The organism is Glutamicibacter protophormiae (assembly GCF_016894325.1).
Lineage (GTDB): Bacteria > Actinomycetota > Actinomycetes > Actinomycetales > Micrococcaceae > Glutamicibacter > Glutamicibacter protophormiae.
On the sequence record NZ_CP069806.1, the window covers coordinates 743,745 to 770,157 of the forward strand.

General features: G+C 59.2%; 21 protein-coding genes, 1 pseudogene and 2 riboswitches. Of the genes and pseudogenes, 9 read left to right on the plus strand and 13 right to left on the minus strand.

Going from position 1 to position 26,413, the window contains the following annotated elements; genetic code table 11:
• Nucleotides 1-45: 45 nt before the first annotated feature.
• The gene (locus JQN66_RS03600) at nt 46-2,640 is read right to left on the minus strand and encodes a DEAD/DEAH box helicase (RefSeq protein WP_204676661.1); all 2,595 of its coding nucleotides are present in this window, start codon (nt 2,638-2,640) and stop codon (nt 46-48) included.
• A complete protein-coding gene (locus JQN66_RS03605) occupies nt 2,637-4,631 on the minus strand; it encodes a site-specific DNA-methyltransferase (protein WP_204676662.1) in 1,995 nt (664 codons plus the stop codon). The genes JQN66_RS03600 and JQN66_RS03605 overlap by 4 nt, the downstream gene beginning before the upstream one ends.
• Nucleotides 4,632-4,836: 205 nt before the next feature.
• Here JQN66_RS03605 and JQN66_RS03610 point away from each other — a divergent pair, with 205 nt between their 5' ends.
• The gene (locus tag JQN66_RS03610; RefSeq protein WP_204676663.1) at nt 4,837-5,373 is read left to right on the plus strand and encodes a hypothetical protein; all 537 of its coding nucleotides are present in this window, start codon (nt 4,837-4,839) and stop codon (nt 5,371-5,373) included.
• Between the two features lie 86 nt (nt 5,374-5,459).
• On the opposite strand, the gene JQN66_RS03615 is transcribed toward JQN66_RS03610, so the two are convergent.
• From JQN66_RS03615 to JQN66_RS03650, 8 genes and pseudogenes are all read right to left on the minus strand, one after another.
• Complete coding sequence (locus JQN66_RS03615; protein WP_204676664.1) at nt 5,460-6,047, minus strand: recombinase family protein; 588 nt, start codon at nt 6,045-6,047, stop codon at nt 5,460-5,462.
• A 208-nt stretch (nt 6,048-6,255) separates the two neighbouring features.
• Entirely contained in the window at nt 6,256-7,077 is an 822-nt protein-coding gene (locus JQN66_RS03620; protein WP_204676665.1) for an ATP-dependent endonuclease, read from the minus strand.
• A gap of 274 nt (nt 7,078-7,351) precedes the next feature.
• Nucleotides 7,352-8,787 (minus strand): annotated as a pseudogene (locus tag JQN66_RS03625) (IS1380 family transposase).
• Between the two features lie 88 nt (nt 8,788-8,875).
• Nucleotides 8,876-10,120, minus strand: a complete 1,245-nt coding sequence (locus JQN66_RS03630; protein WP_204676666.1) for an ATP-binding protein — start codon at nt 10,118-10,120, stop codon at nt 8,876-8,878.
• A gap of 150 nt (nt 10,121-10,270) precedes the next feature.
• Entirely contained in the window at nt 10,271-10,459 is a 189-nt protein-coding gene (locus JQN66_RS03635) for a helix-turn-helix domain-containing protein (protein WP_239464129.1), read from the minus strand.
• 659 nt (nt 10,460-11,118) lie between these two features.
• Nucleotides 11,119-11,355, minus strand: a complete 237-nt coding sequence (locus JQN66_RS03640) for a flavin reductase (RefSeq protein ID WP_204676667.1) — start codon at nt 11,353-11,355, stop codon at nt 11,119-11,121.
• 75 nt (nt 11,356-11,430) lie between these two features.
• Nucleotides 11,431-12,471 carry a methionine synthase gene (locus JQN66_RS03645; RefSeq protein ID WP_204676668.1) on the minus strand — a complete coding sequence of 347 codons (1,041 nt, stop codon included), beginning with the start codon at nt 12,469-12,471 and terminating at the stop codon, nt 11,431-11,433.
• Nucleotides 12,472-12,508: 37 nt separating this feature from the next.
• A complete protein-coding gene (locus JQN66_RS03650) occupies nt 12,509-13,501 on the minus strand; it encodes a putative oxygenase MesX (RefSeq protein ID WP_204677472.1) in 993 nt (330 codons plus the stop codon).
• Between the two features lie 122 nt (nt 13,502-13,623).
• Between JQN66_RS03650 and JQN66_RS03655 the strand changes: the two genes are divergently transcribed.
• The 6 genes from JQN66_RS03655 (at nt 13,624) to JQN66_RS03675 (ending at nt 21,596) form a co-directional block, all read left to right on the plus strand.
• Complete coding sequence (locus JQN66_RS03655; protein WP_204676669.1) at nt 13,624-14,565, plus strand: LysR family transcriptional regulator; 942 nt, start codon at nt 13,624-13,626, stop codon at nt 14,563-14,565.
• Nucleotides 14,566-14,788: 223 nt separating this feature from the next.
• Nucleotides 14,789-14,879, plus strand: a riboswitch (SAM riboswitch).
• Between the two features lie 135 nt (nt 14,880-15,014).
• On the plus strand, nt 15,015-16,325 hold the full coding sequence (locus JQN66_RS03660; RefSeq protein ID WP_204676670.1) for an O-acetylhomoserine aminocarboxypropyltransferase/cysteine synthase family protein: 1,311 nt from the start codon (nt 15,015-15,017) through the stop codon (nt 16,323-16,325).
• Entirely contained in the window at nt 16,322-17,527 is a 1,206-nt protein-coding gene (locus tag JQN66_RS03665; protein ID WP_204676671.1) for a cystathionine gamma-synthase, read from the plus strand. Before JQN66_RS03660 ends, JQN66_RS03665 begins: the two co-directional genes overlap by 4 nt.
• 188 nt (nt 17,528-17,715) lie before the next feature.
• The gene (locus JQN66_RS18575) at nt 17,716-17,850 is read left to right on the plus strand and encodes a hypothetical protein (protein ID WP_275439066.1); all 135 of its coding nucleotides are present in this window, start codon (nt 17,716-17,718) and stop codon (nt 17,848-17,850) included.
• 909 nt (nt 17,851-18,759) lie between these two features.
• The gene (locus tag JQN66_RS03670) at nt 18,760-20,196 is read left to right on the plus strand and encodes a pentapeptide repeat-containing protein (RefSeq protein ID WP_204676672.1); all 1,437 of its coding nucleotides are present in this window, start codon (nt 18,760-18,762) and stop codon (nt 20,194-20,196) included.
• A gap of 536 nt (nt 20,197-20,732) precedes the next feature.
• A complete protein-coding gene (locus tag JQN66_RS03675; protein WP_204676673.1) occupies nt 20,733-21,596 on the plus strand; it encodes an AraC family transcriptional regulator in 864 nt (287 codons plus the stop codon).
• 20 nt (nt 21,597-21,616) lie between these two features.
• Here JQN66_RS03675 and JQN66_RS03680 read toward each other — a convergent pair whose 3' ends face one another.
• The 3 genes from JQN66_RS03680 to JQN66_RS03690 are packed head-to-tail and all read right to left on the minus strand — an operon-like array spanning nt 21,617 to nt 24,120.
• Nucleotides 21,617-22,135 carry a gamma carbonic anhydrase family protein gene (locus JQN66_RS03680; protein ID WP_204676674.1) on the minus strand — a complete coding sequence of 173 codons (519 nt, stop codon included), beginning with the start codon at nt 22,133-22,135 and terminating at the stop codon, nt 21,617-21,619.
• 39 nt (nt 22,136-22,174) lie between these two features.
• Nucleotides 22,175-23,017, minus strand: coding sequence for a formyltetrahydrofolate deformylase (gene purU / locus JQN66_RS03685; RefSeq protein WP_204676675.1), 843 nt, complete (start codon nt 23,015-23,017; stop codon nt 22,175-22,177).
• A 50-nt stretch (nt 23,018-23,067) separates the two neighbouring features.
• Nucleotides 23,068-24,120 (minus strand): flavin-containing monooxygenase, encoded by a 1,053-nt coding sequence (locus JQN66_RS03690; protein WP_204676676.1) that lies wholly within the window; start codon nt 24,118-24,120, stop codon nt 23,068-23,070.
• A gap of 92 nt (nt 24,121-24,212) precedes the next feature.
• Nucleotides 24,213-24,289, plus strand: a riboswitch (ZMP/ZTP riboswitch).
• 40 nt (nt 24,290-24,329) lie between these two features.
• Between JQN66_RS03690 and JQN66_RS03695 the strand changes: the two genes are divergently transcribed.
• Together JQN66_RS03695 and JQN66_RS03700 are read left to right on the plus strand one after the other, a co-directional pair.
• Complete coding sequence (locus JQN66_RS03695) at nt 24,330-25,190, plus strand: bifunctional methylenetetrahydrofolate dehydrogenase/methenyltetrahydrofolate cyclohydrolase (RefSeq protein WP_407717448.1); 861 nt, start codon at nt 24,330-24,332, stop codon at nt 25,188-25,190.
• Between the two features lie 194 nt (nt 25,191-25,384).
• Entirely contained in the window at nt 25,385-26,047 is a 663-nt protein-coding gene (locus tag JQN66_RS03700; RefSeq protein WP_204676678.1) for a DUF459 domain-containing protein, read from the plus strand.
• The last annotated feature ends 366 nt before the right edge of the window (nt 26,048-26,413 follow it).

Sequence of the window (26,413 nt, forward strand, 5' to 3'; positions counted from 1 at the left end):
CGAACGTTTTCGAACCATTCAAAGCAGGATAAGCCTTCATAGGGTTTAGTAGATTCCTCCGACTTCGCGGAATAGTTGTTCCATGCTCTCTTTGGACGTTGATTCAGCGAGACGTAGTTCCAGCCTGTCATCACTCTGTCCGGAAAGCTGAATTGCTAATAGTTCATCTGCCGAATCTTTGATGACAATTGAAGCTCGACGGAAGTCTGCATCATGTTCCCGCACATATCGTGCGAGAGCAGACCATTTGGGAGCGGCGTCTGCCAAGGAGTGATTGTGTGGGTCAACGAGGTCCACAGCTACACCGCCTTCCCCATCGTCGTGGAAAAAGATGAAGTCAGGGTAGAGAGCTTTGGATGCGTCTGAGTCCAGGTAGTGCACAGAGAGCGAATGGCCGCCTCCAGTAGGATTCCTGTACCACCCGAGAAGTGTGTCTGAGGCCTGCTCGGCAGTGATTACGCTTTGTTCCCAGCCGGTGAACTTGTCAGGGAACAGATTGGTTTCTGGCAACGTATAAAGATGGCCAGGATAAAGAGGCAATGACTCAATTTCCCCGGTTTCCTTATTGAGAACCTGGGTTTTCTGTGAGATAGTTGGGGGCATTTTTAGATGGGTGGCCACCGCGGACCCGATAGGTGCGAAAATGCTCTCAAAATCTTGGCGCTGAGTGGGATTTAAACGAGCTACCGCCCCGGCGGTGTTTCTTCGCCAAGATTCCACACGTGCGCTGCACCCAATTTCCAAGGCCTCTTTCGCTTCGGTAGAGCGGGCGAGAGCCACGGTGCGGACAATTATTTCGTCCCATTCAAGATCGCCGGCGATTACCAGTGAGGTGCTGTACCAGGCTGCTGCTGCATCGGGAAGTCGGCGCTTGGCTTCGTCCATGAGTTGTCGCAGATTCTTTTGGCTGGTGGCAGCGGTCCGCGCTACCGTGCCGGTTTCAGCTCCGCTGTGTTGGTCGAAAGTTGCCATTTCAAAGGACACCTCGAGCAACGAGGCTGCAGTTCTATCTATAGCGACTTTGTTTTGGCGGTAGACCGAATCCAGAGTTTCTACGACAGCATTGCGGGATTCTTCGGTGTAGCTCAAACCACCTGGGTGCTCGAAATCAGCGTTATCGAGCAGGGTCCCCAGACGAACTAGACGGTTAACGTTCGAGCTGAACCGGCGGACTGGTTTTTGCTCACGGGTCAGTCCGTTGAGAGCCTCCCAGACTGTTTGTGGGATCTCCGGATTCCGCTCCATCCGCTGAGGATTGATCTGGATCGGGATATCGATGTCGGCCGAATCCATGAAGGATTTCACCACCATCGCCACTTCAGTCTTATTGAAATGGGGAAGATACAGATCGACAGCGTTCAGATCATCGAATTCGGGCTCTTCAATTTTCTTTGCCAGGGGGTTGCGGACCATCCGCCCGATGAGCTGCGCGATCTGCGTATGTTCCTGAGCCGTGCGCAAAGAAACCATGACTTCCGCACGTGGGCAATCCCATCCTGTGGTGAGGGATTGTTTGAAGATGACCGCCCGCAAATTCCCTGATTGGGAGATTGATGTCGGGGCAATGTACTGGATTACTCGTGGCATATCCACACCGCTGAGCTTGGTGGTGGTATGGATCGGAGCATGTTCACCAAAGGAGTGCGCGACAGAGTCTGCATCATTAAATGATTCGGAAGCATCGGTCAGGGTTTGGACAATTTCCCCGATTTTCGCATCATTGATCAGGTCAGGAACTTGGATTGCTAATAGAGGCACCGGATCAGCTGAAGAACCAGTAGTGCGTGCCCATTGTTGCCATTGTCGGTCAGACCGGTCCAGATCAGCGACAGCTTGGCGAATCAGGGTGTCATCGCTGGGCTGGTCATCGACTGCATAGCTGACATTAATACGTTCTTTAATGAGTCCTGACGCGCGCACTTTCTGCACATCAGCTGTGACCTGCACCAAAGATCTCCCAGCGGCACCCCGCATAGCGTCTTCGAACTTCTTCGGGGTAGCTGAGAGTCCTATAACGATGGGCACCGGAGGATTGATGATGGTGCGGGACAAATTGCTTCCGCTTGGCACTTCGATAGTGGCTCCATCGAGGATGCGACGCAGAATGGTTGGTCTGGTCTTTTCGGTCGCTCCTCGATGAGCTTCATCGACCAAAACAATAAAGCTGTTGCCACGCTGTTTGATGGTATTGCCGATGGTTTCCCATAGTGAGTAGCGACGAGCGTCCCCGGTTTGAATATGCCTTTTTGCGCCGGTCCCAAGTTTCTGAACGTTCAGGAAGTAGACCAATCCTGGGGTGAATTCGGCCTGGTCAAAGTCGGATTCAACAGTGCGCAGCATGTTCATGTTGATCCGGTCTGAAGACGCTAGGATCTTCTTCCGTGACTGCTCGTTGAGTTCGGCATCATCGGTCAGCCACAAGACGGTCGTTTCTGGGCGTGGTTCGGTTGTCTGGGTACCGAAGAAGAGACCTTCGAGCACTGCCGAAGCGATCACGGTTTTACCGGCCCCGGTGGGGGCGCTGATACCGATTGCGGTTTTGCGTCCTGGATTGGCTTGGTGCCGTTGGGTAGCGAAACCGAGCTCGGTGAGGGTTTCGTCAGCTACTTCTGTTTGGTAGTCTGCCAGGGTGAATTTCACGAGTCGCTCCGGTTGATCTGGAAGGCGTCAAGGTAGGAACCGTAGATCGGTTCCACGGTGATGTCTTCACTGAATGCTTCTCCGGCGAGGTCACCTTGCTCGGGGGAGTCAGTGATGATGAAGACATGCGTGACGCTGTTTTGTTCGGTCGAGAGTATTTCGGCGAGTTCTGATGCTTTCCCGGCATCGAACAGGACGGCCATGGATGAGTTCTCGTTCCAGGCGTAAGCGTCTCGGTTATTGATGGGGTGCACGATAGGTCCGATGGCTCCTGATTTGAGCCAGAACAGGGGTGCGAGTCGTTCATACTCTAGGCCTGCATGAACGGGTCCTTCATCGAGGTAGGCAAGTTCTAGGAACTCGACGTTGGCTGGCAGGCCGTCAGAGTAAGTTGATCCGTCTGGGCGAAGCCCTGTCACGATGATTTCGATTCGCGGTTTGGTTACGTGGTGGAATACACCTTTGGCTTCGTATTCCGCAGAACCGGGCGGATTTCCGTTTTTGCGAAGAGCTGCATCGTCCCTAGCCGAGAGCTCGTTGTTGGTGACCAAGATGCATTGGCGGGTGCCTTGGTCCTCGGCGTTGAGCCGAACCACGGCCTCGGCAGTGGTTCCAGAACCACCGAAGAAATCGAGGATTACGGAATCTTTGGGGGCAATAAGTCGGATCCACCGCATGAGGACGTTTACATCTTTAGGGTTGGGGAAGCGTTTGTCACCAAAAATTTCACGTAAATAGCCATTGGTCGCTTTCCTATCGCATGAGAAGACAGACATAACTACTTGGCTGTCAAGTTCATCCAAAAACCTAATGCCACGAGGAATCATCGTCTCGTCAGAGCCAAAGAAAACGCGACCCTTCTTAATTTCCTCCTGCATACGAGCGGGATCTTTATAGAGCCATCCACGTACTGGCATTTTTACCGGTTTTTTTGTGGTCGGGTGCAACACTTCGTATTCTCCGCCCCCGCCGCCTGGCCAAGTCAGATCACCGTAAGTGTGTATTGGTCGCCCAGTTTGCGAATCGAGACGATCATAACGGTTGACTGCATCAGTAGAGGCCCCAATATTCTTCTGACCTTTTAGCCATGCCTTCCATTCAACATTCGCAGATTCTGCGTCACCATTGTTGCGGTTCCAAATAGCTTTACTTTGTGTCAAAGCTTCGTCAACGCCGGCTTTTTTCTCACGCCAACGAACCCCTAGTTCATTCAAGGCTGACTCGCTCTTAGCGTAAACAAGCATATAGTCCGCGCCGTTAGAGATGTAGCGCGAGTCGTTCTTACGGCCTCCCTGCCACACGACATCTGAGATGAAGTTTTGATCTCCAAAAATCTGGTCCATTAACATACGTAGCCGATGATGCTCTTCATCGCCGATTGCCACGATGATGACCCCGGTAGGTTTGAGAATCTTTTTAGCTAGTACCAGCCGACGTTCCAAGAAGCTCAGCCATTTCGAATGGCGGAAATTATCCTGTTCAGATACATAGTGGTCGTTATACTGCCAGGTTTTGTTGCCAGTGTTGTACGGCGGATCAATGTAGATCAGATCTACTGACTCGGGGTTGGTGTAGCCCAGCATTTCCAGTGCATGAAAGTTCTCACCATTGATTACCGCGTGAGTGGGGTCAGCATCGGCCCCGGAGCGAATGGATCCTACGGTTTTCAAACCTGGGAAGACTACCTCGCCAAATTGCTTTGCTGCAGTGACGTTATCTAGCTTCTCTTCGATTATGTTGCCATGCTCGTCCTTCAACATCACAGATTTCCCAGAGATAGCGTGGACTTTGAAGAACGCTCCATCGGTTTCGCGCACAGCAGTATGGCCACGCCGCACTTTCAACTGAGGCATCCGGATGCCCTCCGGCGAATGGCGTTCGAATACGAGCCCAAATTTTTTGGTGGTTCGTTCGAACTCGGCTTTCAACTTTGCTCGGAGGTTTTCGTCCGTGACCTCATTCAAGTAGACCTCGAACATACTTTTGGACATGAAAACCCCTAGAAAATACCGCACGGAAGGACATCTACTTATTTCTATCAGGAAAAGGTCTCCACCCCCCTCAAGGACTCCTTGTCTAGGACGAACATCTCGCACGATTCTCGTCGCGGTTGGCAACATGCCTTATTCGTGTCTGGCTTTGAAGACGCTTTAGGATTGCTGAAAGACGCATTCAGATTCTGTGGAAGGGTGAGCAATGATTGACTGGTCGCACTATATGCCGGCGGTCATCGGTCTCTTGGGTGTCGTGGTGGGAGGGGTACTCACATTTGGGATGCAGGCTCGTGAGAGACGCCTGAATCGATTAGCAACTATCAGAACTGAAGTTGCCGAAGTAGTCATCTTGTCTACAGCTATCCAAGAAGGTTTACAGACGATTCATATGCCAGCTGTCGAGTACAAACTTTCTAAAGAACAGATCGAGTCGGTCATTCCTCAAGTCACTGGGGAGTGGCTCAGCGCGCGATCGAAACTTATACGGCTTAGCCATACAGCGGATAAGGCTACTAAGCAGGCTGCAGATCAACTTTTACTTTCGCTCAAGACCGCAACGAACTATCTTGATCCTCATAGTAGACCAGGGCTGAAAACTGATTTCGAATGCGCAGATGATGTCTTACATGATCTTGAGTCTTGTGCTAATGCATTGAGCGACGTATCTCAAGCATTACCGATACGGCGGCACATGGTCCTAAAGAAACATCAGAAGATAAGGGAATTGGAGAGCCGCTAAGGAAAGTAGCCGCCAATATCTCGGGTTGCCCAAGCCTAAGAGCGATTAGAGCATTTCAAGGCCGATCATGTCCAGATGATCTAGGACTATATAGAGGATTCTGTGTCTTTGATTCTGCGGTATAAGGTCACTCGGGACATCCCCAGGTCTTTGGCGATTGGGGTCGCCGGTTCGCCGGCCTGGCTGAGTTTTGCGGCGGTGCGGATTTGGGAGTCGGTGAAGGCGGGGCGCCGGCCGCCGATGTCCCCGCCGGTGGTGTGGCGTTTGGCCAGGGAGTCGGCGATCCGTTCACGTTTGATCTCGAGCTCCATCTGCGCGAGGGCTGCCATGACGGTGAAAACCATGGCCCCCATAGGCGTATGCGTGTCTACATCCCCGCCACCCAAGTTCAGTACCCGTAGCCCAATGCTACGCTCGCGTAGCTCTTCTGCCAGTTCGAGCATTTTCTGGGTGGAGCGCCCGAGCCGATCTAGGGTTGTAATCACCAAGGTATCGTTCGGGTGCAAGGATTCGATCGCCTTATCGAGGCCGGGCCGTTTCGCCAGTGCTCCGGACATCCCATGGTCAACATAAAGGTCATCGCGCCGGACACCCGCTACGAGCAGGTCTTGCATTTGCCGGTCGGCGTCTTGGGCCTTGGTTGAAACGCGGGCGTAGCCGATCAGTTTGGTCATGGATCTTTTGAAAGCGTCTCGTAACTAATGGTGTTGACATCATGTCTATGACATCAGCTGCGACACATAGTTGCGAGAATTTCGGATCATTGAGTTTCCGAACATTTTTCATCAGCGGAGTGGGGTGCGGTGAGACGTCTTGCAACCTATAGGTTGCAAGACGTCTCACCGAGCTGTGGAAGTCCTAGTTGCGAAGTTAAGGAGAAGCCTAAGAGCGGATAACTTCTTCAACTCCTGGATGAAGAACAGGGTTGCCGAAGATATGAGTAAAGATACTTCTCAGTTCTTCAATTACGCTCTCTGAATCATCGCCATGAATAGTTTTAAGGTGTTCAACGGAAGTCGTTCTATCACAAAATTCTATAGCCGTTGCAACCTTATCTTTGCCGACATGTGTCCCACAGTAATCTTCTAAATCGCCTCGTTGTAGGACATATACCTTCTCATTCGCAAGCGCTGAAATCACTTCATTGCGCATGGAAGAAATGCTCGAAGGTTGTTGATCTGCGAGCAGCTCCATCGTCGCATCCCCATCACCCGCTTTGAAAAGCTCAGCAAGTGTTTTTTCAAGACTCTCCGCAATTTCTGCCGTAGGCTCGCTGCGGAAGGAAGCGAGATGGTTTTGCGCATCATGCCAAAGCTCACGTGGCTTGCGTTTGCCGCAGATATTCTTCACCTTCTCGCTATTCGGATTGTTAGGTTTCGGAACCTGTTGTCCGATTGAATCCATCATTTTTGAATGAGCAACTTTAATGTGTGGTGTATCAGTTAGTTGGTTAAACCCACGTGCCAGTGCGTCGAGGTCTGTAATGACGTGTATCGGTATCTCGAAAATTTCAAAGAATTTACGATATCGCGCTATATTTCCTTTACCGTCAATCTTGACGAACATGATGTTGTGATCGATGGCATCCCAGGCTGTATTGAGCAACTTAGCCAAATGTGGATATGTAAAGGTATCGCTGTCTCCTTCTACGAGGACGACTTGTTTCGCGAAGAAGGCAGCTTCATTGTTTTCGTGCTGTACCAATTGATACGCATCTCGAGGTCCCAGCGTGAGATCTACAGAGCGGGCCGATACACCATCGGCCGTTTTTTGGAGTCGTGTAAACCCTTTAGCCCAGCGCTTTCATCATGTAGCCAAAGACCGCTGAGACTCAGGATTTTCCGGGGTTCAGCGGTCATTTTGCATTTCGGGCATGCTGAAGCGGGCTTGGTGCGCCAGCCTCCGGGCGTCGAGGTCCACCTCCCCGAAACAAATTGACAGTCCTCCATCTCGCCGCGGTCAAAGAACAACTTCTGGTTCAGGCTGCGAGCTGCCCTTGACGCCACCGCTGATGCAACGCCCGGCAGGCATCAGCAATGAGCATGATCAACCCGGTTTCCGTGGCACTCTCGGGGAGCAGCAACCGTGCTTGCCTGCCACTGCTGACCAGTTTCCCGGCGATGCTGAACAGCCGATACCGCCACCGTTTCAGATCCCAGATTCCTGCCTCGTGCCCCGCAGGCAGGGCCACCAGTTGCATCCAGGCCAGCAGGTTCACAGCCAACGCGGCCAGCAGCGCCCAGGCCTGATTCGCAGCGAAATCCCAGTAGGGCAACTTATTCAAGCCCGCATGCTTCAGGGATTTGATGCGGTTCTCGCACCGCCCGCGCGCCCGATGCCGGCGGTCCAACTCCGGAATCACGTAATACGGAGAATTCGTCAAAAACGCGGTGATCCGGTTCCCGTCAGTATCAAACAACGTGGCTTTCGCTCCGGAATGCAAAGGTTCGGCCCGGACATAGACTCTCGTATTGGGAGGGTAGTCCTTCAGCTTCAGCACGGCGGTGGCATCCACCACCCACACATCCGGCAACTGCTTGCCTTGCTGGTCAGTGGCTGGTTCCCAGTACTTCTTCTCGCTAATCCACCCGATTTCCCGTTCCTTGATAACGGGCATCGAATACGAGGTACTGAACTGGATTCCCAGCGATTCGAGGTGGTTCAGGAACTCCCGCGAGGCGCCGGCACTATCGGTGCGCACCAGGATCCGTTCACCATGCAGTGTTCCGTCCTCCTGGTAGAGATCATCAGGCAATACTGCCAGGGCCTGCGAGAGGACCTCGATATGATCTTTAGCCGAGTTCGCGCCCTTGTTACCCGGACGCAGCAGCACGGCGAGAACCTCGCCGGTGCCGCAGCCATGGCCGTAATCCACGCTGGCAACCATCGGCGCAAAGCCATACCCGCCTTTGTAATTTCCTGCAGCGCCTTGTTTATCTGAGTGGACTTGGACCAAGGTGGCATCGATGTCGATGATCAACGGCTTGAGGCGGGTGGCGCGTTTGGCGGGATTACGCTTGCCCGCCGCGTCCCAAAGCTTGGTGCGCAAGATTTTGCTCATCGTCTGGTACCCGTAGGCGAAGGCCAGGGCATGGTTTTGATCCGTCCCATGAACCGGCTGACGGTAGCTTCGGAGGCGACGGGCCCGAACACGCCTGCGCTGGTGCGCAGGATGTCGGTATCGCAGGCCTGCTCGCCGCCGGCGGCAAGCATGAGCGTCAGGTCAGCGAGGAGCTTGCCCGGCCGATGCCTCGCGGCGGTTGGCACGAACTGGGAAAATCGGTCTTCGCATAGCGCCCGGAAGTTCAGAGCGTTAAGCAGGCTGCCGAGAGTGGACAGTCCGGCGTGGGCGACCAAGTGCTGGCCGGTGAGTTCAACTCGTGGCGCGGGGTAAGTCAGGGTAGAATTGATCATCGAAAAGGTGATCCTTGATTTTGGTGGATTAGAAGCTTAGACACTCCTATTGTCCCAAGTCCGGGTCACTTTTTCGTTTTAATGACTGTTAATGACGTGCCCGCCATGAAACCACTGGGTTAGTGTCAGGTCTAAAGAATCCGGGAGAATGCGTCGTGACCAGTACCTGGTGCTCGTTTGAGAAAGACCCCAAAGCAGCCATCAACTGGCGTTGTGCCTTGGGGTGCAGATATAGTTCCGGCTCTTCGAAGAGTAAGACATACGAGGGCTTGGGAGCGGTCCCCCTGGAATCTTCGTTGAGACCGCTAGATCGGATGCTTGCGTATGCCCGCAGAAGGGCGAAGAGGACAGTTCGTTTCAGACCGTCACCCTTACTCGAAATATCTCCATCATGACCGTCATGAACGCGTAACTCAGCACCAGATAGAAGCATCGTCAATGTCGGAGAAGGAATATTCATCGTGAGAGAGACACCAGGGAAACTTGCTTGAACAAATCCCTCGATTGTCGATTCGATCTGCTTCACAGCATCCAACCGAAGGTCGCTTTCATTACCGTCTTCGTCAAAAACCCTGCTGAGCTTCTTATGAACATCCTTGAACTTTTCATTGATGTCTTCGAATTGACTCGATACCTCTTCAAAGAGCAGATCAAGCAACTTACTAAAGGCTGAAGTTCCAGTAGATTTTGCTTCGATCGATGCGTCTTTTACGGCTTCTATGTAAATGACGGAAGGGAGTAATGGGCGCACTCCTTGTGCAATCCCAGTGGGGAACGCTGCGGGCGCATAAATTGTTTCATCGACTGGGAGCTGCTCAACAAATTTACCCCAACTGTTTTTCACGTCCTGTTGCGTAGGAGAATCATCAAGATACTCGTCTAATCCTGGGATCAGGTCTACTGCAGCTTGTCGGAGAGTAGCGCCTCGTTTGGATTTGATGGCCGCTTCGAGAGTTTCGGAACTCCAATCCGTGTTGCGTGGAGAAGGTTTGAGGAATTTCGATTCTGGTTTCCCTTCATTCTCCTGCGTGCGAACGATTGTGAGACTTTCGCTCCTGACCATTTCTGTGACGCGTTCTCGGTGTGCGGGACTTACGCGTTTCAAGTCTTCAGCGCAGATTCCTTCAAATTGTAGAGTCACTGTGACTGGCAATTCTGGATTGCGAAAGTCATCAGTACTGAGCTTTTTTTCTTCAAGGACGAAACGAATAGCATGGAGAACTGTTGATTTTCCAGCATTGTTCTCACCGATAAAACAACCCAACTGCGGAAGGGGAATCTCTGTCTTCGAATGAGCGCGGTAGTTTTCTATCTTGATATGACTTAGATGCAAGTGATGCTCCTGGGGAAAAATTGCGCAAACTCGCGACTTCGACAAGAGTACGTCGTTGTGACTAACTTGAGCTGAGAATATCAAGATTATTGGTGGTCGAGGTAGATTGATGCTTATTAGATAAGTGGATAATTCAGCAGAGAGCGTTTTCTACTTCGAGAGATATTTCCTCAGGGCGCGATAAATCATGCTGCGGCTAACGCCCAGAACTTCACCGATCTGCGCCACAGTCATGTCGCGCTGTTCAAAGAGTCTTCTTGCGGTGCGCAGTGTGTCAGGCGAGAGAGGTGTGGGCCGTCCGCCGGCGTTGGTACGTTCGGGGACGGGGTCTCGTTCCAACTCCTCGAGGGAGGCGATGATACTGAATACGAGTCTTCCGCCCGAAGAGCTGGTGTCGACGTTCTCTTGCAGGGACTCGAACTCGGAAAATCTGTTGAGTTCTCAACCGTCGAGGATTCTCGCTCACCCCGGCAGATAGGTGTGTCATAAACGACCGTTTTTGATGTCCCGCCAAAGGAACGCTTTGCGGGACACCGCAGCCCGTTCCTTCCCACCGCTGTCCATCGTGGTGTGTTCTAGCATTGGCAAGCTCTCAGACGGACGCCACCACGGCATCCACTTGCTGGTGGGGATCGCGGTGTTCTGAACCGTCCCGGAAATCATGCCGTTAGTTATTTAGCGGCATTATTTTTGCGACGGTTCATACGCAAGATCTCCGCAGACACGAGGATTTTCTAGGACAGTGTTAGGGGATACTGATTGCGCTATTTGGTCATCCCGCTGTCGATGACGGAATGATCTCCCAGGTGGCGTCACGTTTAGTTGTGGAAGTCCAACGCATCGCCGGCCTCTCGCGGTGCTTGATTGCGGGCAAAGTGGGATTTGAGGGCGCAGGCAATGAACACCGTAGGTTCTCTTGCCTGAATATGTTTGACGATTTCGCAGCACAGCAATGCGCGTACGCGATCAAACACAGATTCGGCGCTGCTCAGTTATGTTCAAATCTGTGCCTGGGAGAAGCAGCCGATGCCGCTGATTGCGCTCAGTTGCGTTTCCTCTACGTCCCACATATATAGAAAATGCACGATGAAGCATTGGCCAATGAAGAGCACTGCAGACGATGAAGAGAATCGAGACACTGATAACAATTGCAACGGCAGCTGCGCGCTCACCGACGTCACCGACGACTTGGTCAGCGCCACCGGGCCCTGTCCTGCATCGGTGGTAATCAGCACGATGCCGCCGGAGTGCCCGCGGAAGAGCGCCTTGAAGTCTTCCGCGGGGGCAGCGACGGCTCCGCCACTGCGATTTTAGACGCGGGCGCCGACAAGCTCCTCGCGCAGTACAGCTGCCCCGGCGCTCAGCGCGCTGAGCTTGGCCAGCGCCACGTCGCGGGGGAATGGCGCCATGCCGCAGTTGGTGCTCGGAATGAGTTTGTCGGCATCCACGTATTCCAGCGCCTTGCGCAGGGTTTCCGCCACCTCGTCAGGGGTTTCGACCTGCTGGTTCGCCACGTCGATGGCGCCGAGCATGACACGCTTGCCGCGCGCCAGCTCCACGACCTCCAGCGGGACGTTCGAGTGGTGGGATTCGAGCGAAATCGTGTCGATCGAGGAACGCTGCAGCAGCGGGAACGACTTCTCGTAGTGGCGCCACTGGGTGCCCAGGGTCGCCTTCCAGTCATTGTTCGCCTTGATGCCGTAGCCGAAGCAAATATGCGCCACGGTCTCCGCCTTCAGGCCCTCGCAGGCGCGCTCCAGCGCTGCCACGCCCCAGTCAGCGACCTCGTCGAAGAACACGTTGAAGGCCGGCTCATCGAACTGGATGACATCCACCCCAGCGGCTTCCAGCTCCTTGGCCTCCTGGTTCAGGATCGCCGCGAACTCCCAAGCCAGCTTCTCGCGGCTGCCGTAGTAGCCGTCGTGCAGGGTGTCCACCATGGTCATCGGGCCGGGCAGGGTCCACTTGATCTGGCGGTCGGTCAGGGTGCGCAGGAACTTCGCATCCTGCACGAATACGGGGGCCTTGCGCTCCACTGCGCCGACCACGCTGGGCACGCTGGCCTCATAGCGGTCGCGGATCAGCACGGTCTGCTTGTTCTCGAAGTCAACACCTGACAGGTGCTCGATGAAGGTGGTGACGAAGTGCTGGCGGGTCTGCTCGCCGTCGGAAATGATGTCGATGCCGCGCCGGGTCTGCTCCAGCACCGCGGCGCGCATCGCGTCCTGCTTGCCCTCGGCCAGCGCCGCCCCTTCAAGCTTCCACGGCGACCACAGGGTCTCGGTTTCCGAGAGCCACGCAGGCTTGGGCAGGGAGCCGACAATGGAAGTTGGAAGCAGGGTGTTGGTCATAACTGGTCCTTTGAATTCGTGAGGTGTTCTGGGGCGCTTAGGCGGCGGGCACGGCGTAGCCGGCGGCCCACTCTTCGAGCAGTGCGCGGTTCGGGGTGATGAAGTGTTCTTCGGTGTACTTGCCCTGGCTCGCGCCCAGGCGGGTGCGTTCCTCGCGGTCGTAGGAGACCAGCGTGCGGGAGAAGTCCTGCACCTCCAGGCTCGGGCGGTAGACCGCCGGGGCCGGGGAGTTCGCATTGTAGATCTCCGGGCGGTAGATCTTCTGGAAGGTCTCCATGGTGGCAATCGTGCTGGCCAGCTGCAGGTTGGTGTAGTCGTTCAGCAGGTCGCCGCGGAAGTAGAAGGCCAGCGGTGCGACGGAGCCGGCGGGCATGAAGTATCGCACTCGCAGGCCCATCTTCGCGAAGTACTCATCGGTCAGCGAGTAGTCGTCCTGCTGGTATTCCAGGCCCAGCACCGGGTGGCTGTTGCCGGTGCGGCGGTAGGTCTTGGAGGTGGAGACGCTGATGCAGATCACCGGCAGCTGCTCGAAGCGCTGGCGGTAGGCCTGTGAATCCAGGAAATGCTGGAAGAGCCGGCCGTGCAGCTTCCCGAAGTCCTCCGGGACCACCGGCTTGCCCGAGGAGTCGGCCGTTGCCGGCAGCAGGACGCTGAAGTCGTAGTCACGCACGTAGGAGGAGAAGTTGTTGCCCACGATGCCGTGGGTGCTCGTCCCGGTGTACCGGTCCAGGATGCTGGTGCTCAGCACCTCCAGCAGCGGGAAGTCCTGCGCCCCCTGTGCCGAGTCGAAGTGCACGTTGGCGGAGATGATTTCCAGCTGGAGCGCGAAGCGCTCGCCGTCCGGATTGTCCCAGTGCATCAGGGAATTCAGGCGCCGGTCGATCATCGTCAGCGCGTTTCCCAGGTTCTCCCGGCGGTTCTCGCCGCGGGCCAGGTTTGCGAAGTTCGTGGTGATGCGCGAACTCTCGGCTGGAGTGTAGTCCTGGTTGAAGTCGGTGCTGGAAATGCTGAAGGTCAATGCGTCTGCCATGGCGGCCAATCTGTTGCTCATGGGCCTGGACAGGCCTGAATCAAGTGGATGCCTCAATCATGCAGGGCCTTTTTCGATATCGGGTAACTGGGGCTAACTATGGATTGATATAGACTCAGCCTATGGTTCAAAAGGCAAGCGGCCTGACGCTGCAACAGCTTCGCTACTTCACCGCGGTCGCAACCGAGGGATCGATCTCCGCGGCCGCCGACCTGCTCTACGTGGCCCAGCCGAGCATGTCCTCGGCGATGAAGGAGCTCGAATCCCGCCTAGGACGCACGCTGCTGGTGCGCTCGGCCAAGGGCGTGACGCTCACCGTCGAGGGTGCTGAATTCCTGGGCTACGCCCGCCAGGTGCTCGAACAGGTGCAGCTGCTGGAGCATCGCTACCTGGGCCGCCCGCCCTCCCGCCGCCTGCTGGGGATCTCGACCCAGCACTACTCGTTTTCCGTGGATGCGTTCGTGCGCATGGTCCAGGCCAGCGGGGCCGAAGAGTACGAGTTCTCGCTGCGCGAGACCCGCACCGAAGAGATCATCGAGGACGTGCGCACGCTGCGCAGCGAGATCGGGATCCTCTACCGCAACGACTTCAACGCAAAGGTGATCGACAAGCTGCTGCGCGAATCCCGGCTGGTGTTCCACCCGCTGTTCCTCGCCGATCCGCACATCTTCATCTCGCGCAGCAACCCGCTGGCATCCCGCCGGCGGGCAACCCTTGCCGATCTCGAAGACCTGCCGCGGCTGACCTTCGACCAGGGCGCGAACAACTCCTTCTACTTCGCGGAGGAGATCCTCTCCACGCTGTCCAGCAAGCGCGAGATCAGGGTTTCGGACCGCGCGACCATCTTCAATCTCATGATCGGCCTGGGCGGGTACACGATCTCCACCGGCATCATCAGCGACGAGCTGGATCCCTCGATCGTCGCGATCCCGCTGGATATCGACGAGCGCATCGAGATCGGCTGGATCGACCATGCAGCGATCCCGCTGACCGAGCAGGCCCGGCGCTACCTGGAAGAAGTGCGCACGGTCGTCGCGGAATTCGGAGTCCACCTGCTCGGCTGACACCGTCACACTGCGTCATCGTTTCGCCGCGCAGGACACATTGCGCGGCGAATATCCCCGGGATTCTGCGGTTTTTGGCCTGAGCGCCGCGTCATACAAGGTCCGGGCACCCTGTGTAACGATGACGAGCACGCGACATATGACGGGCCACTGCCTTGTGTGAAGCGCAGCCCCCGGCGCCGTTTGCGCCGTCCGGGACCCATGTCCAACCATGGAACTACACACCCCATCAAGAGCGACCGAGAGATCTGGCTCGTCGACGTCGCAGCAACCATCGGGAAACCGAAAGGTGCTAATGCCAGGAACGATGGAGCAGCCCCGGACTGCGTCTCTTGACGCTGCGCTGTGCCTCGTACCGTGATGGACAGGCCGCCGGCCTGCCGTCCCCGGTACCTCGCACCGTGTTCGGTGCCCTCTCTCGTGGATTCGACAACGAGAAGGAGCCAGCCATGGCACAGCCACACACCGGGCCGTCGACGACGGCCATCCACGCCGGGTACACCCCCAGCGGCGACTACCGACCGCTGGCCGTGCCGCTGTATTCCTCCGCGGCCTACGAGTTCCCCTCGCATGCCGAGGCGGTGGAGAAGTTCGCGCTGCGCCAGACGGGCTTCACCTACTCGCGCACCGGGAACCCCACGGTGGCAGTGTTCGAGCAGCGCGCCGCGGCCCTGGAAGCCGGGGCCCATGCGGTGGCCACGGCCACTGGCCAGGCGGCCGTGGCGCTGGCGCTGCTGGCCCTGACCCAGGGCCCCAAGCACATCATCGCCTCCAGCCAGCTCTATGGGGGCACCGTGGACCTGCTCACCGATTCCTTCAACGACTTCGGCATCCGGGTCAGCTTCGTGGACCCGGAGGACCCGGAAGCTTGGGAAGCGGCCATTGAACCGGACACCCGAGCCTTCTTCCTGGAGTCGGTCACCAATCCGCTGTCCACGCTGCCGGACCTGCCGACGCTCAGCGAGATCGCGCACCGCCACAACATCCCGGTGGTCGTGGACAACACCCTGGCCACCCCGGCCAATTTCCGTCCGCTGCTGCACGGCGCGGACATCGTGGTGCACTCGGCCACCAAGGCGCTGGCCGGCCACGGCCAGGTGCTCGGCGGCGTGGTGGTGGACTCCGGGACCTTCGACTTCTCCGACCCGGAACGCTGGGCGCAGATCGCCGCCCCGCGCGCCCGCTACGCCGGCACCTCGCTGCTGGAGCGCTACGGGGCCGGAGCCTATTCCATGCTGGTGCGCTCCAAGTTCCTGCATGATCTGGGACCCACGCTGTCGGCCGCCAGCGCCCACGGCATCCTGACCGGAATCGAGACGCTGTCGGTGCGCACCGCCGCGGCGCAGCAGAACCTGCTGCTACTGGCCAACTTCCTGCAGGCCCACCCGGCGGTGGCGGCGGTGCACCACCCCAGCCGTCCCGGGCACCCGCATCACGAACGCGCCAAGCGCTTCTTCCCGCGCGGCACCGGCAGCGTGCTTGCGGTTCAGCTGCACGACGAGGCCCTGGTTTCCGCGTTCATCGACAGCCTGGAGGTGATCGTGCTGGCCGCCAACATCGGCGACACCCGCACCATGATCGCGCACCCGGCCACCATGACCCATTGCCGGCTTTCCGAAGCGCAGCTGGCCGACGCGGGCCTGAACCGCGCGGTGCTGCGCCTGTCGGTGGGTCTGGAAGACCCCGCAGATTTGATCCGCGACCTGGACCGCGCACTGAGCGCGGCCCAGGCCGCCACCCGAGAGGAGAGCTTCGCATGAGCGGCTTCAACACGCTGGCGGTGCACGCCGGCCAGGAAAAGGACCCGCACACCGGTGCGGTGATCCCTCCGATCTACCAGACCAGCACCTTCATCCAGGACGGCATCAACGTGCTGCGCGCCGGCCACGAGTACTCCCGCGGCTCCAACCCGACCCGCAACGGATTCGAAGCCCAGCTCACCGCGCTGGAAGGCGGAGCCGCCGGCTTCTCCTTCGCTTCCGGAATCGCGGCGGAAGATGCGCTGCTGCGGGCGCTGCTGGCCCCGGGGGACCATATCGTCTTGGGGGCGGACGGTTACGGAGGAACGAACCGTCTGATCACCCGGCTGCACCACAAGTGGGGCATCACCGCCAGCGCGGTGGACATCACCAACCTGGATGCGGTGCGTGCCGCACTGCGCCCGAACACCGCGCTGCTCTGGGTGGAGACCCCGTCCAACCCGCTGCTGGGCATCGCCGACCTGGCCGGCTGGGCCGCCATCGCCGCCGAGCACGGCGCCCTGCTGGTCGTGGACAACACCTTCGCCACCCCGTACCTGCAGCGGCCGCTGGACTTCGGAGCGCACGCGGTGGTGCACTCGACCACCAAGTACATTGGGGGGCACTCCGACGTTCTCGGCGGCGCGGTCATCGTGGCAGACCACCTGCACCGCGGCCAATCGCTGGCCGAAGCCGTCGGCTACCAGCAGTTCGCCGGGGGAGCGGTCTCCGGTCCGCAGGATTCCTACCTGGCCGCCCGCGGGCTGAAGACCCTGGGCCTGCGCATGGAACGCCACTGCGCCACCGCATCCACCCTGGCCGGCTGGCTCGATGACCGCACCGAGGTTGCCCGCGTCTACTATCCCGGGCTGGAAAGCCACCCGGGCCACGAGCTGGCCAAGCGCCAGCAGCGCGGTTTCGGCGGCATCCTCTCGCTGCAGCTGGCCGACGAGTCCGCGGCCCGCGCCTTCGCCGAGTCCATGGAATACTTCCAGCTCTCGGTGTCCCTGGGCGGGGTGGAATCCCTGATCTGCTATCCGCGCGAAATGACCCACGCTTCGCTGATCGGCACACCGCTGGAGATCCCGGCCAACCTGGTCCGCCTCTCGGTGGGCATCGAGGAGCCCGAGGACCTGATTGCCGATCTGGAACGCGGGCTGGCCGCGGCCGCGAAGGCTTCCGAGACCGACAGCATCCAGCACCGCAGCCTGGCTACCGCCTGAGCTTTCTTCGCAAGAAGCACGCGGGCCCTCCTCATTCGAAGGCCCGCGCGGGCGTTTAACGTCGGTGTCACTCAGCGATTCGCACCTGCGGCGTACGTCAGGCAGGGAATACTGGGTTCTGGAAGTGAAGATCTCCGGTCACCGTGATCGGTGGTCCAGAATGAAGACTGCATCCCGGGGAGCCAAACGTGTCGCAAATTCCAATGAAAGCATTCGGCATCGTGGGCGTAGTGGCCATGCTTGGTTTGAACATCTCGGTGCTGGCCTTCTTTGTTCTGTGGAAGATTGCCGACAGCACCGCAATCGGCCACATGGAATCGTAATCCAGTGTGGACCCGGGCCAGATGCTTCCGAATTCCGAAATGATGTGGTTGGCAGCGCACGGTTCCGTGCTGATGCTAGTGGTGTTGGACGTGCTTATTGTTGCAGGGCTGGTCAAGATGGCAGGTGCCCCGCAGCGTGCCGCCAGTAGGAACCAGAACGCCTATTCGGCAAGCGACCGTCTGGTTTAGCAAAGCAATTGGGTTGGCGCCGCATTCCAATCGGTAGTATCCAGATCAGCTAACGGAAATTCAACGTCTTGTACATGACATGACACGGCCACCACAGTATTGGCCGGAATTCCTAGCAACGAACAGGAGCTGGACGCGCTACCCATGGGCGCCAAGCTGATCACTGATCGGAAAACTCTTTGAGGCCCGCGCAGCTGTGCTCTGCGAAGCGCTAGGCCTCCCGGCTGGGGACTACCGCTCGATTTCTTGCTAATGGCGGGATGGATGAGCTGACACCGAAGCGATGAAGTGCTTGGCGCAGGCATTCGCCATTGACCTGGGAGCCTGTCAGAACGTTAGTGTAAGGCACTAGTCAAGTTCCTTTATCAGAGCTCATGATACTTACTTCGAATACGGTTCAATCCGGTCCCGATTCGCCAGCTCAAACTGCTGCAACGATTGCTTTCTTCCGTTCGTGCCGGCCCCTTCCAACAGAATACGATCTGGCGCCGGCCCATGGGATCCGACCCTTCTTCTGTGCATTCAGGAACGTAGGATTAATTCCGGCGTGTGAGTTGCTGCCAGAACTGGTGGGCGGGTGGTATTCACCCGGTTTCTTCCTGTATGGCTGTTGTAGATGATTGACCGTGGGGTGTCTTGTCGGTTCAGGGTGGACCGTTGTTGAGATGTCATTTAGAGTTCGAATCAAATAGCAGGTGAGTTGGGTTTATGGGGGATCACATGGGGAAAGATTCGGAAGGCCGGGTCCCGGACGCTAAACCAGATCATGAAAATCCTGCATTCTGGCGACGCTGGGTGAGGAGTTTGAAGAAGTGGGGGCCCCTCCTCTGGTTTCATAAGCGGTTGAAGAAGTTACATGAGCAGTTGGAACAGTCCCCCCTTTTAGTGGCCTCTCTATGGGCCATTACCGGCGCACTAGTAGCATTCGGAGTGCTTTGGATCTTAATTGGTTTCGTCATGCATGGGTTTTGGACCTGGGGGTTGGGCCCCGGGGACACGACGAGGGCCGATGCTGTTCGTACCGTACTGACGATGATTGCTGGTGTTGGCGGCATCATTTACCTGACGATTGCGTACCGACGCCAGCGGGGTGTTGAGGCATCTGACTTCATGAATCGGTTGGAGAACGCGGCGAGACAATTGGGATCCTCTGACCCGATGGTGCAGTATGCGGGAATCTATGCCTTGGAAGCGCTGGCTGATGAAAATGCGACTGAGCGCAAACAACTATGCGTGGATGTGCTGTGCGCGTACTTACGGCTACCCTATCAGGGTAACGGACGTCCGACCTTGTTGAAAGAGGTTGTGGAAAAGCATGCTTGGACAGATGGGCGGCGCAACGTTGAGGAAATCCGAACTCACCAGCTTCGACCGGCCGACAAGGAGGTGCGCCTAACGATCATACGAACGATTAGTAGGCATCTTCAGGATGACGCATCTAAAACGTGGTCAGGGTTGGACTTAGATTTTACTGGTGCGGTTATCGATGGTGGAGATTTCTCTGGAGCCGTATTCTCTGGCGGAAAGGTGTCCTTCAGCGGTGCGAAGTTCTCTGGTGGGAAGGTGTCCTTCAGCGGTGCGAAGTTCTCTGGCGGGCAGGTGAACTTCGACGGTGCCGAGTTCCTTGGCGGGAAAGTGACCTTTTTCGGAGCGCAGTTCTCCGATGGGGAAGTGACCTTTTTCGGGGTGCGGTTCTCCGGTGGGGAAGTGTCATTCAGCGAAGTGCAGTTCTGTGGTGGGGAAGTGTCTTTCGGACGGGCAAAGTTCTTCGGCGGGAAGGTATCCTTCGGATATGCGGAGTTTTCTGGCGGGAAGGTGACCCTCAACGGTGCGGAATTCTTTGGCGGGAAGGTGTCCTTCGGGCGTGCGCGGTTCTCTGAAGAGGCGGAGGTGTCCTTCGGACGTGCGAAATTCTCTGGTGGGGAAGTGCCCTTCAGCGGTGCGAAGTTTATTGGTGGAGAAGTATCCTTCTTCGGTGCGAAGTTCTCTGACGGGGACGTGGACTTATCCGACGCGAAGTTCTCCGGTGGTCATGTGGACTTCAGGAAGCCTGCTGCATGGGATGCACCGCCGCGTGTTCCATGGGATGACGGGCAACCGCCGGTTAATGTGCTTCCGGACCAGTGGCCTCCAACTGTGTGGATTCCAAAGGAGTAGTTTCCAGTCATAGAATTCGACGACTGTCGATCTTGTGGCTCACCGCAACTTGTTGACACATGATATAGCTCATGCTTCCATTGCGAGCGCGATCTCATGCTTTTCAGCGCTTTCCTGATGGCAGCGGAACGTCTGCTCAATCTCGATAACATGGAGTGGTTCGAGCGGACTAGTGCTCGAAGAGCAGGAAGATGCTAAAGGTTGCCGCCCAGCTGTAATTGGGCGGTTGAAGTTAGATTGCACATCTATTCAGTGCCAGCTACTTCCGGAACAACCTATGCTGAAGGTCTTGGCTCAGGCTGACCATTTTTTAGCTCTGCTGCAACCACTGCCAAACTACTGTGCGGAAAGATGTTCCGCTATTCCCGCATAGGTACGATTCGGCCGAAGCCAGTGGTAAACACAACCCGGACCCGTTGTCCGGCAATCGGCGCTGGTGAAGGCTGGAGTCTTCGGCCCACCTGATCTGAACGAACCGCAAAAGTCGGGCGCGACTTTGCTTCCCCTCGGGATAGTGGATGGTGAAGGGTGGGAACATGATCGGAATTCTGAATCGGCTCATGGAGCAGATCGAACAGCACCTTGAAGTCGAGATCGATTTCGACGAGTTGCTGGCGGGCTCGGGTACCACCGTGTACCACGTTCGCCGCATGTTCTCTTCGCTGGCAGGAATGCCGCTGTCCGAGTACGTGCGCCGTCGGCGCATGACGGTGGCGGCTGCGGACCTGCTGGAAGGCCAGGATCTGCTGGGCCTTGCCGTGCGCTATGGCTACGGTTCGGCAGAGGCCTTCGGCCGGGCGTTCCGTGCGGTGCACGGTGCCGGTCCGGGCGAAGTCCGCCGCGATGGCGGCCCCCTTCGAAGCCAACCAATACTCAGGTTCAGCCTGACCGTCGAAGGGAGCGTCCCCATGGATGCCCGAATTGTTGAACGCCCGGAATTCAAGCTGGTGGGCCACTCGGCCCGTGTGCAATTGATCCACGAAGGGGCCAACCCGCAGATCCAGGCCCATATCGCCTCGTTGCCAGTCAGCGAGCATGCCCGGCTCAAGGAGTTGGGCAACAACGAGCCGGCAGGCCTGCTCCAGGTCAGCGCGGATGTGGATGCAGACTACCGGGAGGGCTCCGAGCTCACGTACCTGCACGGTGTCGCGATGCTGGATGGGACCGTGCCGGAAGACCTGGACACCATCACTGTTCCCGCCGGGACCTGGGCGGTGTTCCGCACCTCCGGTCCGTATCCGGTGGCACTGCAGAACGTCTGGGCTTCCACCGCAACGCAGTGGTTCCCGTCGAATCCGTGGCTGCTGCGCGAGGGACCGTCCATGGTGGCGGTGCTTGAGCGGTCCGAGGACTTCAGCACCGCCACCTGCGAGCTGTGGCTGCCCGTGGAACGCGGGTAGGGCAGCAGGCCCGCCGCGGATCAGGAATTGGCGACCAGATGCTTGGCAGCCAGGCCCAGATAGGTGTCAGCGTTCTTCTTCAGTCCGGCGACCTCTTCCTCGGTCAGTTCGCGGCGCACCTTGGCCGGGACTCCGGCCACCAGCGAGCGCGGCGGAACCTGGGTGCCTTCAAGCACCAGGGCGCCGGCGGCTACCAGCGACTGCTCGCCGATGACCGAGCCGTTCATGATGGTGGCGCTCATGCCCACCAGGCAGCCGTCTCCCACGCTGGCACCGTGGACCACGGCGCTGTGCCCGACGGACACCCCGGCGCCCACGGTGCAGGGGAATCCGGTGTCGGCATGCAGCACCACGTTGTCCTGCAGGTTGCTGCCTTCGCCCACGCGGATCGGTGCGGAGTCGCCGCGCACGGAGACCCCGTAGAACGCGCTGGAACGATCGCCCAGCACCACGTCGCCGCTCAGGGTGGCGGTAGGTGCGGTGAAAACGTCCTGGCCGACCTGCGGGGTCTTGCCGTCAATGGTAATAATGTGAGTCATGACACCACTGTAACGGCGGGGTGTTCGGACCTGCGAGTTTTACGAGAAGACGATGGTGCGCTGTCCGTCCAGCATGACGCGGTGCTCCGCGTGCCACTGCACGGCACGGGTCAGCGTGCGGCCTTCGACGCTGCGGCCCAGGGCCACCAGCTGCTCCGGGGTGCGCGCGTGGCTCACCTGGGTGACTTCCTGGTCGATGATCGGACCCTCGTCCAGATCCGAGGTGACGTAGTGGGCGGTGGCGCCGATCAGCTTCACGCCGCGCGCGTAGGCCTGGTGGTAGGGTTTGGCGCCCTTGAAAGACGGCAGGAACGAATGGTGGATGTTGATGACCCGCCCCTCCATGCGTTGGCACAGCGAATCGGAGAGGATCTGCATGTAGCGGGCGAGCACCACCAGTTCGATGTCGTAGTCGTCCACCAGCTTCAGCAGTTCGGCCTCGGCCTGCGACTTGTTGGCGGCCGTGACCGGAAGGTGCACGAAATCCACGCCGTAGAACTCGGCCATGGACTTCAATTCCAGGTGGTTGGAGACGATGACCGGGACGTCGATGGCCAGGGTGCCGGCGCGCTGGGCGAACAGCAGGTCGTTCAGCGCATGCCCGGCCTTGGAGCACATGATCAGCGTTCGGGTCCGTACTGCGGTGTCGTCCACGCGCAGCGACATGTGGAAGTCGTCGCGGATGGGAGCCAGCGCCGCGCGAACCTGCACCAGGGACTGCTCGGTCGCCACCTCGATGCGCATGAAGAAGGTTCCGGACTCGGGGGACTCGTACTGCTGGGATTCGGTGATGTTGCAACCGGCACCCAGCAGACCTCCGGAAATGGCATGGACGATGCCGGGACGATCTACGCAGGACAGGGTAACGGTGAACTTGTTCATGCATTGAGGTTAACCGTCTAACGCCCTGCGTGCACATTCGCCGCAAACAGTTACGCCGGAACGGCCGCCAGGAACTTGCTCGCTGCCACCGCGGCCTTGCGCCCGGCGCGGGTAGCGCCCAGCGTGGAGGCCGAGGCGCCGTAGCCGACGAAGTACAGGCCCGGAAGCTCAACCGCGCTGACCGAATCCTCGGCGATCAGGATGCCGCCGGCTTGCGTGTGCAGATGCAATGGACGCAGGTGGTCGTGCGCATGGCGGAATCCGGTGGCCCAGAGGATGGCGTCGATGGGCTCGGTGCTGCCGTCCTCGAAATGCACGCTGTGCGGGCCGAGGAAGTCGATCTTTCCGCGGGAAACCAGCGCACCGGAGTCGATGGCCGCCTGCATCACCGGGTTCAGCATCAGCCCGGTGGCGCCCACCACGGATGTCGGCGGCAGGCCCGCGCGGGTGCGCTCGTTGACCTCGCGCTCCACCTGGATGCCCCAGTCGGCGCTCGGCGTGCGCCAGTCCGGCTCGGAGCGGGTTGACCACAGGGTGTCCACGCCGGCAGCGCGCAGCTGCACGATGAACTGGGTGGCGCTCGCGCCGCCGCCCACCACCAGCACCCGCTGGCCGGCGAACTGCTCAGGGCCGATGAAGCCATTGGTGTGCACCTGCGGGCCGTCGAATCGGCCCGGGTAGCTTGGCCAGTTGGGGTTGGTCCAGGTACCGGTCGGGTTGATGATGCTGCGCGCCTGCAGCGTGCTTCCATCAGAGAGCTCGACGGTGAAGATACCGTCCTGGCGGGTGACCGCGCGGACCTCGGCGTGGTGGCGCACCGGCAGGTTCTTCTCCCGCTCGTAGGCTCCGTAGTATTCGGAGACCACCTCGGAGGCCGGACGGGTCGGGTCCTGGTCATCGAAGGGGAACTCGGGCAGCGATGCCACCGCGTGGGTTGCGCCCAGGGTCAGCGTGCGCCAGCGGTGCTGCCAGGCGCCGCCCGGGCCCGGATTGGCATCCAGCACCACGTAGTCCTCCCAGGGCGCCAGCCCCCGGCGCTGCAGGTGGAATGCGGCGGCCAGTCCCGCTTGCCCCGCGCCGATCACGATGTTCTGGTATTGCATGGCTGCCTCCTTACCCCTGATAACCGGTTCCGCGGTGCCTCCATTCCACGTGAGGCGGTTGTCACACCGGTGCCCGGCGTGCAGTTCGCTAGAATTAACCGCGTGACTGGCGTTTGGTGGACTACCACCGGGGAGCTAATCGTGGGAGCCGCGCGCCTGGGTTCGCACACCATCTGCCTTGGCAACAGGGCCCCTACGGAAGGATGAGCGTGAGCGCACGCATTCTCGACGGCAAGGCCACCGCGGCCACGATTAAGCAGGAACTGACCGAGCGCGTCGCCAAGCTGAAGGCAGCCGGCCACAGCACCGGACTGGGCACCATCCTGGTGGGCAACGACCCGGGCTCGGCCTGGTACGTGGGCGGCAAGCACAAGGACTGCGCCGAGGTGGGCATCGAATCCATCCGCGTGGACCTGCCGGAGGAAACCACCCAGGACGAACTGCTGGCCAAGGTGCGCGAGCTGAACGAGAACCCTGACTGCACCGGCTACATCGTGCAGCTGCCGCTGCCCAAGCACATCGACCAGGATGTCATCCTGGAAGCCATGGACCCGGCCAAGGACGCCGACGGCCTGCACCCGATGAACCTGGGCCGCCTGGTCGCCAACGTGAACCGCCCGATGACCTCCCCGCTGCCCTGCACCCCGCTGGGCTGCGTGGAGCTGCTGGCCCGCCACGACATCGAATTGAACGGCAAGCACGTGCTGGTCGTCGGCCGCGGCGTGACCATCGGCCGCCCGGTGGGCCTGCTGCTCACCCGCCGCGACGTGAACGCCACCGTCACCCTGGCGCACACCGGCACCGCCAACCTGGACGAGCTGCTGGCCCAGGCCGACGTGGTGATCGCCGCCGCCGGCTCCGCCCACATGATCAAGACCGCCAAGCCGGGCGCCATCCTGCTGGACGTGGGAGTTTCCCGCGTGGACGGCAAGGTCACCGGAGACATCGACCCGGCCCTGTACGAGGTTGCCAGCTGGATCTCCCCGAACCCGGGCGGCGTGGGCCCGATGACCCGCGCGATGCTGCTGAACAACGTGGTGGAAGCCGCGGAGCGCAACGCCGCGAAGTAGACGCGAAGAGAACCAACGGCCGACGGGCCGCCAGTGAATTGCTGGCGGGCCGTCGGCCGTTTAATGGGTGTTTGGCATCCTCGCGGGGCAAGGCGCCGGGAACCGCCGCCGCCTGCCCGCGCGGGTTGGGCAGCTGTCCGCCGCTGACCTAGCATGGGATGAGCAGGACCCAAATACACAGGTGAGGCAGGGATATGGCGGAGCAGGGCAACGTCGGGGACATCACGCAACAGGCGCAGCCGGATGTGCGCATCTGCTTTGTCGGCGATTCGTTCGTAGCCGGTGTCGGCGATGAGGAGCATCTGGGCTGGGCTGGACGACTGGCGGCGCACGCGCATCGACGGGGGTCCGCGCTGACCTCCTACAACCTGGGCATCCGCCGCGACACCAGCGCCGACATCCTGCGCCGCATCCAGGCGGAATGCGCTGCGCGGCTTCCTTCCGGGTGCCATGCCGGGATCGTGCTCTCGTTCGGCGTCAACGACACCATGCTCGAATCGGGCAGCTGCCGGGTCCGCGCCGAGGACTCGGTGTCGCATCTGCGCGAGCTGCTGGTTCGGCTTGGCCGCCAGGGTTGGCCGGTACTGGTGGCGGGCCCGCCGGCGGTCGCAGACCCGGCGCACAACAAACGGATCGCGGTCCTGGATGCCCTGCTGGAGGCTGAATGCTCCCGCCATGCGGTTCCCTACGCGAGCGTCGTGCACCAGATGCAAGGCCATGAAACCTGGCGCCGCGAGGTGCGCGAGGGCGACGGAGCCCACCCGGGGGCGGGAGGCTATGCCGCGTTGGCGGCGCTGCTGCAACCCGCCTGGGACCGCTGGCTTGCAGCAGTGCGGGCCGGCAGCACCGGGCTCTAGCTGTACTTCGCAGAGATGTTGGTTGGACTCCTGCGACGATACGATCTGAAGTGATGGAATGACCAAGGCCTCCTGAGGTGGAGTGGAGCTGTCTTAGAAACCGCTTCACACACAGGAGACCTTCATGCCCCGCGCTAACGCTTAACTGGCCCCGAAAGCACGTTTGCGACTGGCCCGGCTCATCCTCGAGGACGGATGGAGCGTCGCTGGCCGCGGCCGCTGCCGGCAGCAGCATTCGCCCGGAAGCGCCGAGGGGGTGCTGCGCGAACGCTACGCCCGCGGCGAGATCGACGAGACCGAATACCGCCAAGCGGCTGGAAATCCCGCGCACCAGGACGACGTAGACCACGCAAAAACCCGTTCCAT